Annotated in this window: 20 protein-coding genes; 19 read left to right on the top strand and 1 reads right to left on the bottom strand. The window is 48.4% G+C overall.

Annotation, left to right across the window (positions count from 1 at the left end; genetic code table 11):
* The first annotated feature begins 102 nt into the window (after nucleotides 1-102).
* From HMPREF9429_RS08560 to HMPREF9429_RS08575, 4 genes are read left to right on the top strand one after another with little or no spacing between them, the layout of a single operon-like run.
* Nucleotides 103-1,398 carry an NfeD family protein gene (locus HMPREF9429_RS08560; protein ID WP_006943188.1) on the top strand — a complete coding sequence of 432 codons (1,296 nt, stop codon included), beginning with the start codon at nucleotides 103-105 and terminating at the stop codon, nucleotides 1,396-1,398.
* Nucleotides 1,399-1,416: 18 nt separating this feature from the next.
* Nucleotides 1,417-2,442 (top strand): flotillin-like protein FloA, encoded by a 1,026-nt coding sequence (gene floA / locus HMPREF9429_RS08565; RefSeq protein WP_006943189.1) that lies wholly within the window; start codon nucleotides 1,417-1,419, stop codon nucleotides 2,440-2,442.
* Between the two features lie 8 nt (nucleotides 2,443-2,450).
* Complete coding sequence (locus tag HMPREF9429_RS08570; RefSeq protein WP_006943190.1) at nucleotides 2,451-2,978, top strand: hypothetical protein; 528 nt, start codon at nucleotides 2,451-2,453, stop codon at nucleotides 2,976-2,978.
* Nucleotides 2,975-3,715 carry an alpha/beta fold hydrolase gene (locus HMPREF9429_RS08575; RefSeq protein ID WP_006943191.1) on the top strand — a complete coding sequence of 247 codons (741 nt, stop codon included), beginning with the start codon at nucleotides 2,975-2,977 and terminating at the stop codon, nucleotides 3,713-3,715. The genes HMPREF9429_RS08570 and HMPREF9429_RS08575 overlap by 4 nt, the downstream gene beginning before the upstream one ends.
* 99 nt (nucleotides 3,716-3,814) lie before the next feature.
* On the opposite strand, the gene HMPREF9429_RS08580 is transcribed toward HMPREF9429_RS08575, so the two are convergent.
* Entirely contained in the window at nucleotides 3,815-4,783 is a 969-nt protein-coding gene (locus HMPREF9429_RS08580) for a 3'-5' exonuclease family protein (RefSeq protein WP_006943192.1), read from the bottom strand.
* Between the two features lie 193 nt (nucleotides 4,784-4,976).
* Here HMPREF9429_RS08580 and HMPREF9429_RS08585 point away from each other — a divergent pair, with 193 nt between their 5' ends.
* The 15 genes from HMPREF9429_RS08585 to HMPREF9429_RS08655 all read left to right on the top strand — a co-directional run bounded on the left by HMPREF9429_RS08585 (nucleotide 4,977) and on the right by HMPREF9429_RS08655 (nucleotide 15,401).
* Nucleotides 4,977-5,471, top strand: coding sequence for a MogA/MoaB family molybdenum cofactor biosynthesis protein (locus HMPREF9429_RS08585; RefSeq protein ID WP_006943193.1), 495 nt, complete (start codon nucleotides 4,977-4,979; stop codon nucleotides 5,469-5,471).
* A gap of 84 nt (nucleotides 5,472-5,555) precedes the next feature.
* Nucleotides 5,556-6,122 carry a bifunctional adenosylcobinamide kinase/adenosylcobinamide-phosphate guanylyltransferase gene (gene cobU, locus HMPREF9429_RS08590; protein WP_006943194.1) on the top strand — a complete coding sequence of 189 codons (567 nt, stop codon included), beginning with the start codon at nucleotides 5,556-5,558 and terminating at the stop codon, nucleotides 6,120-6,122.
* Entirely contained in the window at nucleotides 6,119-6,880 is a 762-nt protein-coding gene (gene cobS, locus HMPREF9429_RS08595; protein WP_006943195.1) for an adenosylcobinamide-GDP ribazoletransferase, read from the top strand. The genes cobU and cobS overlap by 4 nt, the downstream gene beginning before the upstream one ends.
* Before the next feature lie 25 nt (nucleotides 6,881-6,905).
* A complete protein-coding gene (locus HMPREF9429_RS08600; RefSeq protein ID WP_006943196.1) occupies nucleotides 6,906-7,559 on the top strand; it encodes a histidine phosphatase family protein in 654 nt (217 codons plus the stop codon).
* A gap of 10 nt (nucleotides 7,560-7,569) precedes the next feature.
* On the top strand, nucleotides 7,570-8,283 hold the full coding sequence (locus tag HMPREF9429_RS08605; RefSeq protein ID WP_006943197.1) for a pseudouridine synthase: 714 nt from the start codon (nucleotides 7,570-7,572) through the stop codon (nucleotides 8,281-8,283).
* Between the two features lie 96 nt (nucleotides 8,284-8,379).
* Nucleotides 8,380-9,447, top strand: a complete 1,068-nt coding sequence (locus tag HMPREF9429_RS08610) for a M24 family metallopeptidase (protein WP_006943198.1) — start codon at nucleotides 8,380-8,382, stop codon at nucleotides 9,445-9,447.
* A gap of 13 nt (nucleotides 9,448-9,460) precedes the next feature.
* The gene (gene efp / locus HMPREF9429_RS08615) at nucleotides 9,461-10,018 is read left to right on the top strand and encodes an elongation factor P (RefSeq protein ID WP_006943199.1); all 558 of its coding nucleotides are present in this window, start codon (nucleotides 9,461-9,463) and stop codon (nucleotides 10,016-10,018) included.
* 60 nt (nucleotides 10,019-10,078) lie between these two features.
* A complete protein-coding gene (locus tag HMPREF9429_RS08620; RefSeq protein ID WP_006943200.1) occupies nucleotides 10,079-10,438 on the top strand; it encodes an Asp23/Gls24 family envelope stress response protein in 360 nt (119 codons plus the stop codon).
* Nucleotides 10,439-10,442: 4 nt separating this feature from the next.
* Nucleotides 10,443-10,745 (top strand): Asp23/Gls24 family envelope stress response protein, encoded by a 303-nt coding sequence (locus HMPREF9429_RS08625; protein WP_156780746.1) that lies wholly within the window; start codon nucleotides 10,443-10,445, stop codon nucleotides 10,743-10,745.
* A gap of 17 nt (nucleotides 10,746-10,762) precedes the next feature.
* Entirely contained in the window at nucleotides 10,763-11,293 is a 531-nt protein-coding gene (nusB, locus tag HMPREF9429_RS08630) for a transcription antitermination factor NusB (RefSeq protein ID WP_040774559.1), read from the top strand.
* On the top strand, nucleotides 11,293-12,252 hold the full coding sequence (locus HMPREF9429_RS08635) for a tRNA (adenosine(37)-N6)-threonylcarbamoyltransferase complex transferase subunit TsaD (protein ID WP_006943203.1): 960 nt from the start codon (nucleotides 11,293-11,295) through the stop codon (nucleotides 12,250-12,252). Before nusB ends, HMPREF9429_RS08635 begins: the two co-directional genes overlap by 1 nt.
* A complete protein-coding gene (gene xseA / locus HMPREF9429_RS08640) occupies nucleotides 12,249-13,478 on the top strand; it encodes an exodeoxyribonuclease VII large subunit (protein ID WP_006943204.1) in 1,230 nt (409 codons plus the stop codon). Before HMPREF9429_RS08635 ends, xseA begins: the two co-directional genes overlap by 4 nt.
* Nucleotides 13,447-13,710, top strand: a complete 264-nt coding sequence (xseB, locus tag HMPREF9429_RS08645) for an exodeoxyribonuclease VII small subunit (protein WP_006943205.1) — start codon at nucleotides 13,447-13,449, stop codon at nucleotides 13,708-13,710. The genes xseA and xseB overlap by 32 nt, the downstream gene beginning before the upstream one ends.
* The gene (locus HMPREF9429_RS08650) at nucleotides 13,707-14,588 is read left to right on the top strand and encodes a polyprenyl synthetase family protein (protein ID WP_006943206.1); all 882 of its coding nucleotides are present in this window, start codon (nucleotides 13,707-13,709) and stop codon (nucleotides 14,586-14,588) included. The genes xseB and HMPREF9429_RS08650 overlap by 4 nt, the downstream gene beginning before the upstream one ends.
* 9 nt (nucleotides 14,589-14,597) lie before the next feature.
* Nucleotides 14,598-15,401, top strand: a complete 804-nt coding sequence (locus tag HMPREF9429_RS08655; protein ID WP_006943207.1) for a TlyA family RNA methyltransferase — start codon at nucleotides 14,598-14,600, stop codon at nucleotides 15,399-15,401.
* Nucleotides 15,402-15,404 lie beyond the last annotated feature (3 nt).

The raw sequence follows: 15,404 nt of genomic DNA on the forward strand, positions 1-15,404 counted from the left end.
TTATCGACAAAAATCAGTACCGTCATGTATAATTAAGTAAGGGAGTCGTCATTGTACAGCTCCCTTACTTTGTATATGAACCGCCGTTACAGGAGGTGTTTTATGAAGTATAGACTACGCATCATAATGGTTTTGTTATTCGTATGCTTAGTGAGTGTTGCAGGAGTTCGTGTACCCGTTTATGCCGAGACGGTGCGGGTCGTTTATGTGGACGGGGATATCAATGCAGCCAATACGTCTTTGGTTAAACGCAGTCTGGCTGATGCGGAAGCACAAGGCGATGCAGCTCTGATTGTGAGTTTAGATTCTTCCGGCGGCAGCCGCGAGCAGGCCGTTAAAATCAGCGACTTATTAACCGGCTCGGCAGTACCGACCATTGCTTATGTTTCGCCTCGGGCCCGTTCGGTAGCGGCTTTGGTAGCATTGTCATGTCGGCATATCGTCATGGCCCCCGGCGGCAGTATCGGGGCCTCCGACACGGAGTCGGCAAAGGATACGGAAGAATTGAAAGGTAAATTCGGTCAAGTCGCTACGACAACGGGAAAGAATCCTCGCCTTATTGAAGCTATGACAGATAAGAGCCTGGGGTATTCTAACTATGCCGAGCCGGGGCAGTTGTTGACCTTGTCGGATATTCAGGCGAAAGCTGTCAATTTGTCGGACGGTACGGCTGACAGTATTGACGGAGTCTTGCATCTGTACAGCTTGGATAATGCGAGTGTACAAGACAACCGCTTATCTTTAAAGGATATGTTCTTCGGCATCTTACAAAATGAGTTGGCACGAGTGCTTCTCGTGGCATTACTACTCAGTGCATTTGCTGTTGAAATCAAAACCGGCGGTATCGGTGCGGGGTTCGGTCTGGCTGTAATCAGCGGCGCTCTTCTTCTTAGTAGCGGTGACGGCACCTTGGCCGATTCGTTGAAACTTGCAGCCTTACTGGTCTTGGGAGCCGTCTTTGTCGGTATCGAGTTGATTACGCCGACTGTGGGTATCTTCGGTTTCTTGGGAACCGTCATGATTTTTGCAAGTCTCTTTTTCATTCTCGGCTCCGATATGACGGCCCTCTTTGAATTGGCCGGAGCCGTTGTCTGCACCGTCGTATTTTTGGCCTTTGCCGGTTCGCGGTTGCCGCAGAGTAGACTTTTGGCCAAGGTGACTCTTAAGAACCGGTCGACGCGTGAAAGCGGATATGAATCGCAGACCGATAAGAGTGATTACATCGGCAAGAACGGTACGACACTCACCCCTTTACGGCCTGCCGGGACGGTACGCATTGACAAGAAACGGGTAGATGCCGTTTCTCGCGGTGACTATATTGATAAAGATGTGCCTGTACGTGTCATTGAAGCGGAAGGCATGCGGGTCGTTGTGGAAACCATTGAATCTGACACATAACAGTGAGGAGGTTTTTCTATGTCGGGTATTGTATTTGCACTCCCCTTGGGAGTCATTATTGTCGTTATTTTCATCGTTTCTTTATTCTTACATTTTGTGCCTATCGGCTTGTGGATTTCCGCACGAGCGGCGGGAGTGAACGTAGGAATTTTTAATCTCGTCGGGATGCGTCTCAGACGCGTTATTCCTTCGAAAATCGTCTTACCTTTGGTCAAGGCCAACAAGGCGGGACTGGACGTGAACGCCAACCAGTTGGAAGCTCATTACCTTGCAGGCGGTGACGTAGACCGCGTTGTCGATGCACTGATTGCTGCACAGCGAGCAACTATGTCCCTTACGTTTGAACGTGCCGCAGCTATCGATTTAGCCGGTCGTGACGTATTGGAAGCCGTACAGATGAGTGTTAACCCGAAGGTTATTGAAACGCCGTTCATTTCGGCAGTAGCTCAAAACGGGATTGAACTTAAGGTGCGTGCTCGTGTAACGGTTCGAGCCAACATTGATCGTCTTGTCGGCGGTGCCGGTGAAGCGACGGTTATTGCTCGTGTCGGCGAAGGCATTGTTACCAGTGTCGGTTCGGCCGAAGATCATTCTGAAGTTTTGGAGAATCCCGATAAGATTTCTAAAACCGTTCTGAATAAGGGGTTAGATGCCGGTACGGCTTTTGAAATCCTTTCCATCGATATTGCCGATGTTGATGTAGGACGTAACATCGGGGCTCGTCTACAGACGGACCAAGCCGAAGCGGATAAGAGAATTGCTCAGGCTAAGGCGGAAGAACGTCGGGCCATGGCTGTGGCAAAGGAACAGGAAATGCACGCTTATACTCAGGAAATGCAGGCTAAGGTCGTAGAAGCCCAGGCGGAAGTTCCTTTGGCAACGGCGCAGGCTTTGCGTGAAGGCAACTTGGGCGTTATGGACTATTACTCCATGCGCAATATTTTAGCCGATACGAATATGCGTAATGCCGTCGCCGGAACGGGTGTTCCCGACGTGACGACGGAAGGAAACGGTTCGCATCCTTCGACGGGGCATGAAAAGTAGGTGAGCCTATGAGTTGGATTTTTTTCCTGCTTATTCTTTACTTTATTTATAAGCAGCTGTCGAAGTCGGTTCGCAGGGCGAAAAGACAAAGGCAGAATCAACAGCCCTTTCCTTATCCCGGAGAGGATACCTATAGGGACGATGATGCCAATGACGACGGTTATCCGTATCCGACGGAAACGGTCAAAACGGACAGCTACGACAGAAGATACTGGGAAGGTCCGTATGAAAAAGAAAAAGAACCTTATGAAGTCGTAACCGGTGGCGGTAAGACGAAAGTTACTCTTGAACTGCCCGAGCGCATGTCGTCGGAAAGTATTCGTGAAAAAGATCGGCCTGAGGTAGGGCCGAACCCGGTTTTTCAAGCGGCTCTGGCCGAAGCGGATGAACCGACAGTTGAAGAAGAGGTTGGTGTTACGCAGGTACAACGGGCGGCACAGCCGGCACGGATGCCACGCAATCGCTTGCAGGCAGGCCTTATCTGGTCGGAAATTTGGCAGACTCCCGTGGCTTGCCGCAGGGGGATGCGTCGATGATTGAGGAGAAGGCGTTGTATATCGACTCAATTCCTTGTCTGGTCGTAGTACCTACAGAAGACGTTCGAGGGGTCGTGATTTTTTATCACGGCTGGTCGTCGTGTAAGGAGTTACAGTCCTTGCGGGCGAGAATCATGGCCTCATACGGATATGCCGTCATCGTTCCCGATGCACTGAATCATGGACAAAGAGGCCTTATAGATTACGATGATAAGCAGGCTTACCCGTTATTTTGGCAGGCAGTTTTGCAGTCGACACAAGAAGCCGGAGCTCTCATTGCTTATGGTGAGGCTCACTGGCCCGAGCAAAAAATTTTTGTAGCCGGACATTCCATGGGCGGTATTACGGCTCTCGGAGTTGTTGCGGCACAAGAGAAGGTATGCGGGGCCGCAGCCTTGAACGGGTCGGGGTGGTGGAATGAATCGGATCGTCGATTTAGAGCCGCTTGGAAGATTGACCGGACTTCTGAATGGCAAACTCTGCTGCCGCATATAGATGCGGCGGATCCTTATAACCGCGTGGAGGTATTGAGTAATAAATCGGTTCTTCTATTAAACGGCGGAGCTGACGATGTAGTCGATAAGGCGGCACAGGCTCTGTACGCTTGTAAGTTAAAAACGGCAGGAGCAGATGTTCAATCTGTTATTTATGACGGGTTGGGGCACTTCGTGACGACCAATATGATGGGCGACGTCGTTCAGTGGTTGAATGAACGAATTGCCGCTACGGGTCGATAAAAAGTTTTATAAAAGCCGTCGGGAGACGGAACGAAAAAAGCATTACCTTTACAGAAGCACATGAAGTGAGTCTGTGAGGTAATGCTTTTCGTTTAATATTTATAGGCCGTCTATATCGTCTGTAAAGTCGAGACCTTTATCGGTAGCATAATAGGTACCCGGGCGTTCGCCGTCTTCGAGGTAGCCTTTATCCACCATGGTTTTTAATAAGCTTTCATTTACGGCAAGGGGAGAGAACATGGCTTCCGGCGTATCCGCTTCTCGTTCTACTTCGGCAATGGCGGCTGCCATGATTTCCTCATCTGTCGGTGCCGTACCGTACGCATAAATACGAGGCAGGGCTGTAGGATAATCGCTGTGAGAGAGTGCAAAAAACTTACCCAATCCGACGGCCTTGCTCAGTTCGTCGTCAGGTTCGGCTTCAAAACCCGATTCACTACAAATTCCGACGAGAGAGTTATCGTCAAAGTTGTATAATTCCTTAGCCGTTTCCAAGGCGTCGATGTAGCGCAATTTTTCGGCTTTAATATCGTATACTTCCAAGGCGTGAAGAATGCAGCCGATAACAAACGGTGCGTTATGAGCGACGAGGACGGAATGCTCAAAAATATCCTTCATGCCCGACTTCCAATATTCCCCGAATGTATCGGCTTTGGTTAATACTTGCCAGTTGACGGCCTTGTCCGTGACTTTTGACAGGTCGTTTTCAGGCGGCTGAATATAGAAGTAATGACGATCGACGGGTTCGCCGTTTTCGAACTCCGCAAAAGCCAGCTTGTATATGGAATAAGGTTGTTTAGCGGCCAAATCAAGGGCTACGGCAACAAAGCGATTCGGGTAACGATGGGTGTACCCCGTAGTCTGTACGTCGTAGCGTAAGTAGCCGTTATGCGGCTTTACATCATGGGAATGTAAATTTACGGCATGCGTATGTTTACGTCCCTCCAAGGCTTTCTCCGCTTTTTCAGCCTTGTCTTTCTTGCGTATGGTCGTATACAACGAGTAAATGACGGCAACAGCGAAAATTACGGCAATAATCGTGCCGCTCGATTGTAATAACGAGTCCATAATGGGTTTCCTTTCCGAAAAAACTTCGTTTATGACCGAATCGAATGCAGGTCAGCTTTATTATATCAAACTTGTTACGGTCCTGTCTTGTATTCTTAAATAGAGTACCTTATTGTTCAAAAGTATCGTATAATATAAATATAATGTGATAAATTGAACGAGAATCGGATCCTCATTACGGGAGGCGACAAATATGAGTCGGAAAGAAAAAGACAACCGTCCTTTACGCTTTGCCATACTTACGGTCAGCAACAGCCGGACCTATTCGGATGATACGAACGGCTTGCTTATTCAGTCTTTATTGACCAAGGCGGGGCATCAGGTCGTGGATTATGCCATTGTAAAGGACGACGGAGAAGCGATTTTAAAGCATATTCATGAATGGGTATGCAGTGTAGATGCTATTGTAACCAGCGGCGGTACGGGGCTGGCCTTAAGAGACGTGACCCTGGAAACGTTGGAACCTAAATTCGATAAGGTTATTCCCGAATTTAACGGGATGTTGACTTTTCTGGCATACCGGCGGGCTTGCGGGACAGAGGCTCTTGCATATAGAAGTGCGGCCGGCGTCATTCGTCAGTGCCCCGTCTTTTGTTTGCCCGGCCAAACGAGCTTGATAAAAGTCGGAACAGAACAACTTATTATTCCGGAAGTCCACTTGATTAAGAGTGAAATAAGCAAATCGTAAAAATTAAGAACTGCCGCTTATGCGGCAGTTTTTCAGTTATTAAAGGACTCTGTGATATAATGGGGCGTACGATAAGGAGGATGTATGGGTACATTGATAGTCGTAACCGGCGGCTCGCGAAGCGGTAAAAGTGAATTTGCCGAAAACTTGGCACGGCAACGGTCGAAAAAAACGGTGTATATAGCTACGGCTGTGGCGGATGATGAAGAAATGAAGGCTCGTGTCGCCCGTCATCAGAAGCGACGTCCGAAAGGATGGCAGACAGTAGAAGCCGCTTGCGACCTGCCGAATGTAACGGCACAGGCGGCTTGCAAGTATGAAACGGTTCTCATCGATTCATTAACGACTTATGCGGCCTCTTTTCTTTACGCCCACCGCCATGACGAATCGCAAGATACGGAAAATGCGGCCTTACAGGAAATGCATTCATTGGCAAAGGCCGTAAAAACGAACGGGGCAACGGTTATTATTGTAACCGATGAAGTAGGCTCCGGCATCGTTCCGGATAATGCCGTGTCGCGTGCCTTTCGCGATGTATTGGGGAGCATGAACTCGGTCTTAGCCGCCGAAGCGGACAGGGTATACCTGTCCGTGGCCGGCCTTACGGTAGATCTTAAGAAAATATCCGTTAGGGCGGAGGAAGAGATATGAGGTCTTTTTTGATTGCCTTACAATTTTTAACGCGCATACAAGTGGCTTCGCGACTGACCTGGTCTGATGTCGACTTCGGACGGGCCGTAGTGTGGTTTCCCGTTGTCGGCCTTCTTATCGGACTCTTAACGGCCTTGGCCCGAGGCTTGACGGGGATTCTTTTTTCTCCCTTTTTGTCAGCCGTCCTAACCGTAGCCTGTTGGTATTTTCTGACCGGCGGTCTACATTCCGACGGTCTGATGGATGCGGCCGACGGTATTTATTCGGGTCGGGATCGAAAGCTAAGTCTTGAAATTATGAATGACAGTTGTGTCGGAGCTAACGGGGTAGCTGCTTTTGTCTTTGTTATCTTACTTAAGGTGGCCTGTGTCGGCGAATTGACGCCTGCCTGGCCTTTCTTGATAGGCATACCTGCAGCGGCTCGCTTCGGAGCCGTCTTGGGCATTTTGCGCTTTCCCTATGCACGTGAACGAGGCTTGGGGAGAGCTTTTCAGGACTATGCTCCGCGTCACGCGTTGCTCAAGGCCTTTGTCGTATCCTTATTGCCCCTTTTGGCAGTCGGCATCGTTTATCTTTATATACTGGCCGGAGCAATTCTTGTCGCTTACGGAGCACACCGAAAGGTAACGGCTCGTTTAGGCGGGCTGACGGGCGATACGTACGGGGCGGTTATTGAAGTGACTGAAACGGTTTTATTGCTTGTGGCGACCTTGATTATTCAGATGAACAACTTTTTTGCAATGACCGCGTTTATTTAATAATAGAGAATTAGGGAGGATTTTTATGATAAAGCTTTACCTCGTTCGACACGGAGAGACAAAGGGGAATGTAGAACAATGGTATCAGGGATCTACGGATATTCCTTTAAATGATAAAGGACGACTTCAGGCACAGTGCTTGAGTGAGTACTTGAAGGACGTTCATTTTGACGGCTTTTACAGCAGTGACCTTATGCGAGCCGAAGAAACGGCAAAAATTGTAGCGGCCCCTCATCACATGGAAGTGAGGACATATAAAGAGTTGCAGGAAGTCAACTTCGGTGAGTGGGAAGGACATCGCTACGATGAGATTACATCCGGCTGGCCCGGAATGATTGAAGATTTTTATGCGTCGGAAGGAAAGATGAAGGCTCCCGGCGGTGAATCTTTCGAAGAAGTGGAGATGCGCTCTTTAAAGAAGGTACAGGAAATTTTAGGCGAACATAAAGACGGGGATACCGTATTTATAGCTTCTCACGGAGCGACGATTCGGTGCCTTCTTTTTGGTTTGTTGGGATTGCGGTTGACTCGGATTTGGTGTTTCCAACAGTTTAATACGGCTGTCAACGTCATTGAGTATTACGGCGAACGAAATGTCATGACGGTTATGAATTCGACGCGCCATTTGGAACAGATGGCGGAAGTCCAAAAGCAGTGGTCGACCATGATCGGACTATAAGGAGAAACCCATGATTCGTTTGGATAAATTGCTCGGCCATTCGGGGTACGGTACGAGAAAAGAAATTAAGAGTTTGTGCAAGAGCGGGGATGTAACGGTAAACGGAGAAATCGTTCGGGACAGTTCCGTAAAGGTGGATGAAGGAGCTACTGTAATCGTAGCCGGTGAGAAGGTGGAATATGAAGCGGTTTCGTATTTGATGCTGCATAAGCCGGCCGGCGTCGTTTCGGCAACTCAGGATAGCCGAGTGCGGACCGTTTTGGATATTTTGCCGTCCCGTTATGCCGCCTCTCGGGTAGCTCCTGTAGGTCGCTTGGACATAGATACGACAGGACTTCTCTTACTGAGTAATGACGGTACATGGGCCCACAAGGTGATTTCGCCTAAAAAGCACGTACCGAAAGTCTATGAGGCTCAGGTTGAAGGAGTTATTCCCGCTGACGTGGGAGAACGCTTTGCTGCCGGAATTGTTTTGGAAGACGGGGTGGAATGTTTACCCGCACGGGCTGAAAAAACAGCTGAAGGTCGACTGCAAATTACCGTTTGTGAGGGAAAGTTCCATCAAGTAAAGCGGATGTGCAGTGTCGTCGGGCTTACCGTGACGTCCTTGCACCGCAGTCGTATCGGCGGTTTGGCTTTGGACAAGAATTTGCAGGCCGGAGAATACAGAAAGCTGACCAAAGAGGAAATTGCCCTGCCGCTTCTTTCAACAGAGGATTTGTAAAATTGTAAAAACGTCCTTCTTAACGTGCAAATAGCTGGTCAAAGCCTTGTTTATATGGTATTATTGTCGTTAGTCGAACAGAAATAAGGTGATATTATGACAATGGAAAGAATAGCGGCTTTACGCCGTTTTCTTCAGAATCATACTTTGGATTCCGTCATTATGTTACAACCTGAGAATCTCAAATACTTCAGCGGCTTTACCGGCGGGGAAGGGGCCTTGGTCCTGACGCCGTCACGAGTTATTTTATGGACCGATTCGCGGTATATTGAACAGGCTGTCGACGAATGTACTGAGAAGATTACCGTTATGAATCATGGCGGTCGCTTGGCTTTCTCCGCTGTTTCCGTGTTAATAGAAGACGGAGCGGGAGCTGTCGGGTATGAACGGGATTTCATGACGCATTCTTTCTTTGAAAGTATGGCTCAGGAAGACGAATTGTACTTTGAAGCCGTGTCCTTACAGGAACTAAGAGCCGTAAAAGAAACGTATGAAATCGAAGCGACACGACGGGCATCGCGTATTGCCGACAAGGCATTTGCGGAACTTTTGCCTCACATTCGTCCGGGTGTTACGGAACGACAATTAGCGGCTTTGTTGGAAAGCAAGATGCTCTTGGCCGGTTCGAAAGAAAAATCGTTTGATACTATTGTGGCCTCGGGGAAACGTTCGTCCATGCCGCACGGCACGGCGACGGATAAGCCCGTTGAAAACGGTGATTTTATTACCTTTGATTTCGGTGCCGTTTGTAACGGATACCATTCCGATATGACGCGAACCGTTGTTTGCGGTAAGGCTTCGGAGGAACAAAAACGTTTTTATGACCTTGTTTTGCAAGCTCAGCTCATAGGTGTGGATGCCGTAAAAAGCGGTGCTTCCTGTTGTGAAACGGATGCGGCTGTACGGCGGTTTTTTGCAAAGCACGGTGTAGATAAATACTTTACCCATGCCTTGGGGCACGGGACGGGATTGGAAATTCATGAGCAACCCGTTCTGTCGCCTCGGTCTCAGGGAGTATTGAAAGAGAATATGATAGTCACGGTAGAACCGGGACTGTACATAGAAGGCAAGTACGGAGTGCGCATTGAAGACTCCCTTGTCGTAACAGCAGAGGGCTGTGAAATATTGACGACAACATCGAAAGAATTAACGGAGTTGTTTTAGGAGGAGATTGTGTATGATTACAAGTAATGATTTCAGACCGGGCGTTACCATTGAAATTGACGGTCAGGTTTGGCAGGTTGTGGAATTTCAGCATGTAAAGCCCGGCAAAGGGGCCGCTTTTGTACGTGCTAAAATTAAAAACCTCGAAACCGGTGCTGTTGTAGAACGCACATGGAATGCAGGCGAAAAAGTACAGGAAGGTCGTGTTGATCGCCGTCAGATGCAATACCTCTATGAATCGGACGGAATGTACGTATTTATGGACAACGAATCGTATGAACAGATTGAGCTCAATAAAGATGCACTCGGCTCGGCAGTAAACTTCCTCAAAGAAGAAATGAATGTATCCGTCATGATGTTCAAAGGCAAGGTAATCGGGATCGACTTACCCGCAACCGTTGAACTTCGTGTTGTTGAAACGGATCCGGGCGTTCGCGGCGATACGGCTACGGGCGGTAGCAAGCCGGCTACGTTGGAAACGGGATATGTCGTTAAGGTGCCTCTTTTCATTAACGAAGGCGAATTGTTGACAATCGACACGAGAACCGGTCAGTACACGGGGCGTGCATAAGTAAAGAAACGATAAAAAGCGATGAGCCTCTCATCGCTTTTTGTTCATGGAGTATCTTTTATGATGACGACGGAATATAACGAATTGGGAGCTGTTCACATTGCCGACAAGGTTATTGCCGGTATAGCGGTTGAAGCTGCCTTGGCTGTAAAAGGTGTTGCCGGACCGGCCGCTTCCTTTGCGGAAAAATTCGGCCGTTCTTCTTCGCCTCGCGGCATAGATATTAAAACGGACGGGACTACGGTTGAATTGACGGTGCGATTGGTTGTTCGGTACGGTATTCGCATTCCGGATGTAGCCATTGAGGTTCAACAGGTTGTAAAAGGGGCTGTCGAATCCCGATGCGGCTATGAAGTGTCGGCTGTTCACATTATCGTTCAGGATATTTTATATGACCGACCGGCAACAGAAGAAGGTTGATGGAATGGAAACAAATGAAGAGAAGGTATATACGGTTTCTCAATCGGCAATGGAAAAAATTGTTCGTACGGCCGTGGCCGGTACGACGGGTGTGGCTGCGAACCGCAAGATACATGTAAGTGTACACCCTAAGGAAGATGAATTGGCTGTGGCCATACGTCTGACAGCGTTGCCGAAGGCACAAATGCGTGAGTTGGCTCTGGCCGTTCAGCATCATACGGCGCAGGCTGTAAAAGATATGATCGGCCCCGATAAGGTAACTGTCGATGTAACTATAGAAGATATGATTGCACACCGGACGGTGTAAGGCAAGGAGAGGATAGCGTGAGCAGACATACAGCACGCCGGAGAGCATTGGAAATTCTTTTTTCCCGAGAATTTCACGATACAAATGATATTCAATACAGTGAAACGGAAATCCTCGGTTATGCGGAGGATGAAAAAGAACCGATAGAGAGTGCCGCAACAGTAGAGACGGTCACGGCTGATTGTTTGGATGCACATGCCGTGCCCTTTGAAAGCGAGGACGAGGTTCTTAGTGAAGCGACTGAAGATAACAGCGAAAACGACACGAACTCTTATTGTGAATATCTTGTGTCCACCGTTTCCGAGCATGGCGAAGAACTGAATGATCTTATTCGTACATATGCCAAAGGTTGGGATTTGAGGCAAATGAACAAGGCCGATAAAACGATTATGAAAATGGCTTTTTGTGAGTTCGTATACCCTAAGGAAAAATTGGCATCAGCCATTATTATAAATGAAGCAGTGCTCTTGGCTAAACAGTTCGGCGGGGCGGACTCCTCCAAATTCGTAAACGGTATTTTGGGTGCCTACGCGAGGACACACGAATAATGAAGGTATATCTGGGAATTGATACCAGCTGTTATACAACTTCATTGTGCCTGTTGAATGAACAGGCGGCTGTTCTTGCCGATGAACGTCGCGTCTTGACCGTACCCGAAGGAGAACGGGGACTCTCGCAGTCGGAAATGGTATATCAACATGTGCGAAATTTACCGGAGTTAACGGAAAAAATCGCATCTTATGTGGCGGGCAATACGGTATGCGCCGTCGCCGTAACGGATAAGCCGCGGCGGCGTGACGATTCGTATATGCCCGCTTTTTTAAGCGGACTCGGTTGCGCTCGCTCATTGGCGGCTATGCTTAACGTCCCGTTATATAGGCTGAGTCATCAGGAAAATCACCTTTTGGCCGCCTGGAGAGCCGTAGGAAAGGAACCCAAAGAGCCGTACTGTGCCCTTCATCTTTCCGGCGGCACGACAGATATATTAAGGGTTGAGACTGATGGTGACAGTACCGTAATTACTCGTATAGGCGGCACGACGGATATCAGTGCGGGACAGTTTATCGACCGTATCGGTGTTGCCTTGGGACTGCCGTTTCCGGCGGGGAAATACGTAGATAGGCAGTCTCAGGCGGCGTTGGGAGAGGTCAACGGGTTTCCGGTCTGGCATCGGAACGGCAGCATCAGCTTTTCAGGGCGGGAATCACAGATGCAGCGTCTTATTACGGCCGGGGAGACGAGTTGTGAGGTCATTTGTGCACAAACTATGCATACGGTTTTGAACGGCATTTTAGAATTACTGGATACCGCATTGGCAGGAAACGAGTATAAGACGGTTGTTGCTGTAGGCGGTGTAATGGAAAACAACTTTTTACGGACTTCCGTCGAAGCGGCTATGCATAGACGACGAATTGAATTTATACCGGCACCGCAGGGATTCAGTGCCGATAATGCAAGCGGGGCGGCCTTTAAGGCTTTACGGGAGTACCATAAGGCGGGTATATGATGAACTATGACAGTGTGTCGACCGTTGTAGGTAGAATAAAAGAAGACTTGGAACATGATTTTCGTTTGAAAAATGTGGCTATGGAAGGCAATATTATCGGCTTGAAACGGGCATCTACCGGACATTGGTACATGAACATTCATGACGATAAGGCTTCTATCAGAGCTGTCCTTTTTCGTAATCGTGCCGGCACGATGATGAGCACTGTAAAAGAAGGCGATCGCGTTGTCGTGACGGGAGAAGTCAACGTGTACGAAAAAGGAGGTACCTTTTCTTTTATTATTGAGAGGCTTTTTTCTCAAGGCGTAGGGAATCTGCAACAACAGTATGAGAAAAATAAGGCCGAGCTGTATGCTCAAGGATATTTTGACAAGGATAACAAGAAAGAATTGCCTCGCTTTCCCTGGAAGGTGGGTGTATTGACATCGGCTACGGGCGCAGTTCTTCACGATATACAAAAAATTCGTGCAGAACGTAACGAATATATAGAGGTCGTTTTATATCCCGTGCCTGTTCAAGGAGACGGAGCTGCACCTAAATTGGTTAAGGCCCTTGAAGAGGCGGGGAAGAACCGTGATTTGGATGTTTTGATTCTGGCCCGCGGCGGCGGTTCCATGGAAGACTTGTGGTGCTTTAATGATCCGGCCGTCGTTCGAGCCGTGTACAATACGCAAGTGCCTATTATTACGGCTGTCGGACATGAAACGGATACGACCCTTGTCGATTATGCAGCCGATGTGCGAGCGGCGACACCCACTCATGCAGCGGAACTGGCATTTCCTTCATTTACGGATATACAATTGCAAATAGCCGCTTTAACGGAAACGGCCGGGCGACTTATGGACGACTGTATTGAACGACGATTTTCACAGTGGGAACGAACGGCGACACGAATTCGCCTACATCAATATAATGAATTCGTATCTGTCAAAAAAGACAATTTAAATCGTTTGGTAGAAAGTGCAAGACAAAAGACGGAGTATTTATTACTGCAAAAACAGCATGCGTTGGATAAGATAAAATCACGGGCTGAAGGTATGAACCCGACCGCTTTTTTACGCAAAGGTTATGGGCAGTTGTTGCAAAACGGTGAGGTCATAGTGGGAATTACGGCCGTAAATCGCAAGAAACCTTTAGAAGTACAACTTGTCGACGGTATTATTGTGGCGGAAGTGAAAGAGGTGATTGGACGTGGTGAAAAAAACGGACAAATTAAAAAACTTTGAGAAGGATTTTGAAGAGCTGGAAAGACTGGTAGACTCTCTTGATAATCCCGGGTTGACCTTACAAGAATCTCTGGATATTTTTGAAAAAGCCGTGAAATTGTCCGGCACCTGTGAAAGTGCACTTGAATACGCTCGTCAACGAGCTCAAGCCTTGGCGGAAGTACGGGGAGAACAAGCAACCCAAGCTGAAGATACGACAGGGGCTTATGAAGAAGGGACGTTGGGGCTATGAGTTTTCGCACCTCATTGGAAAGTCGTAAGAAACGAATCGATACCCGTTTAGCCGAACTGTTGCAGACGAGTACGCCCGAGTTCTCCGGCCTTTATGAGGCCATGAATTACAGCCTTAATGCAGGCGGTAAGAGAATACGGCCCGTTTTGTTTCTGGCTGTTTTGGAAGCGGCGGGGACGGATCCGGATGCTTTTTTAGACTTGGCTTGCGCCTTGGAATGTGTTCACTCCTATTCTCTTATTCACGATGACCTGCCGGCTATGGATAACGATGATTTTCGTCGCGGCAAGCCGACGAATCATAAGGTGTACGGAGACGGCACTGCTGTTTTGGCCGGAGACGGGTTATTGACCTATGCCTTTGAACTCATGGCGGCACAGTCGGCTGCCCCTGCCCATAAAATCTTACAGGCTATTCGAATTTTTGCACATGCGGCAGGCCCGGCCGGTATGGTGGGCGGCCAATACTTTGATCTTCAGTCTGAAGGCGGCGTGCCGACAAGAGCGGCTATGGAACTTATGCATCGCAGTAAGACGGGCGTTATTTTTACGGCCATTGTACAAATGGCGGCTTTATTGGCCGGCGTGAGGAATGAAACGATGAAGGCTCTTACGACATATGGAGATCAGCTCGGGTTGGCTTTTCAGATTACGGACGATATTTTGGATGTCGTAGGCAGTGAAAAGGAAATGGGAAAGCCTGTAGGCAGCGATGAAAAAAATCATAAGACTACATATGTATCCCTTCTCGGTGTAGAGGGGGCAAGGGAAGAAGCGAAGCAAACGACGGCTCGGGCGTTGGCGGCTTTGCAGGAATTCGATGAAAATGCGGAGTTTTTAAGACAACTCGTTATCTATTTAGAGCAACGAGTTCAATAAGGGGAAGGTATGAAGGAAAAGGAACGGCTTGACGTATTATTGACGGAACGAGGTTTTTTCGAAAGCCGGGAAAAAGCCAAGGCCGCAGTCATGGCGGGACTTGTTTTCGTCAAGGACCGGCGAGTAGATAAAGCGGGAACGAAAATTGAAATTCATGAAGAAATTACGGTAAAGGGAAATCCTTTACCGTATGTGGGGCGGGGCGGGTTGAAGCTGGAAAAGGCCTTGCAGACGTTTCCCCTTGACTTGAAGGGTAAGACTATGATAGACATCGGCGCCTCTACGGGCGGATTTACAGACTGTGCTTTACAAAACGGTGCCGTTAAGGTAGTTGCCATAGATGTGGGCTACGGACAACTGGCTTGGAAATTAAGGACCGATGAGCGAGTCGTCAATATGGAAAGAACCAATATTCGAGGCGTTACGTCTGAAGATATAGGCGGGCCTGTCGATTTTATTTCCGTTGACGTATCCTTTATTTCCCTCTTAAAAATAATGGACGCCGTCGTACCTCTATTGAAACCGGGCGGGCAGATTGTCACTCTCATAAAGCCGCAATTTGAAGCCGGTCGTGAAGCGGTCGGCAAGGGCGGTATCGTAAGAGATATGAATGTACACCGCGAAACGGTATGTCGTGTCGTTGCCGGCATAGCCCAAGCCGGTCTTTCACCTCTTGAACTGACCTATTCGCCTATCAAGGGAGCGGACGGCAATGTAGAATATTTGTTATACAGTCGCAAGGATGAACCGGTACACAATGACGTGACGGATGAAGAAATCGGTATTGTTGTGGCTCGTTCTCATGAAATGTAGGTG

The sequence above is a fragment of the Megasphaera micronuciformis F0359 genome (assembly GCF_000165735.1).
GTDB classification, from domain to species: domain Bacteria; phylum Bacillota; class Negativicutes; order Veillonellales; family Megasphaeraceae; genus Megasphaera; species Megasphaera micronuciformis.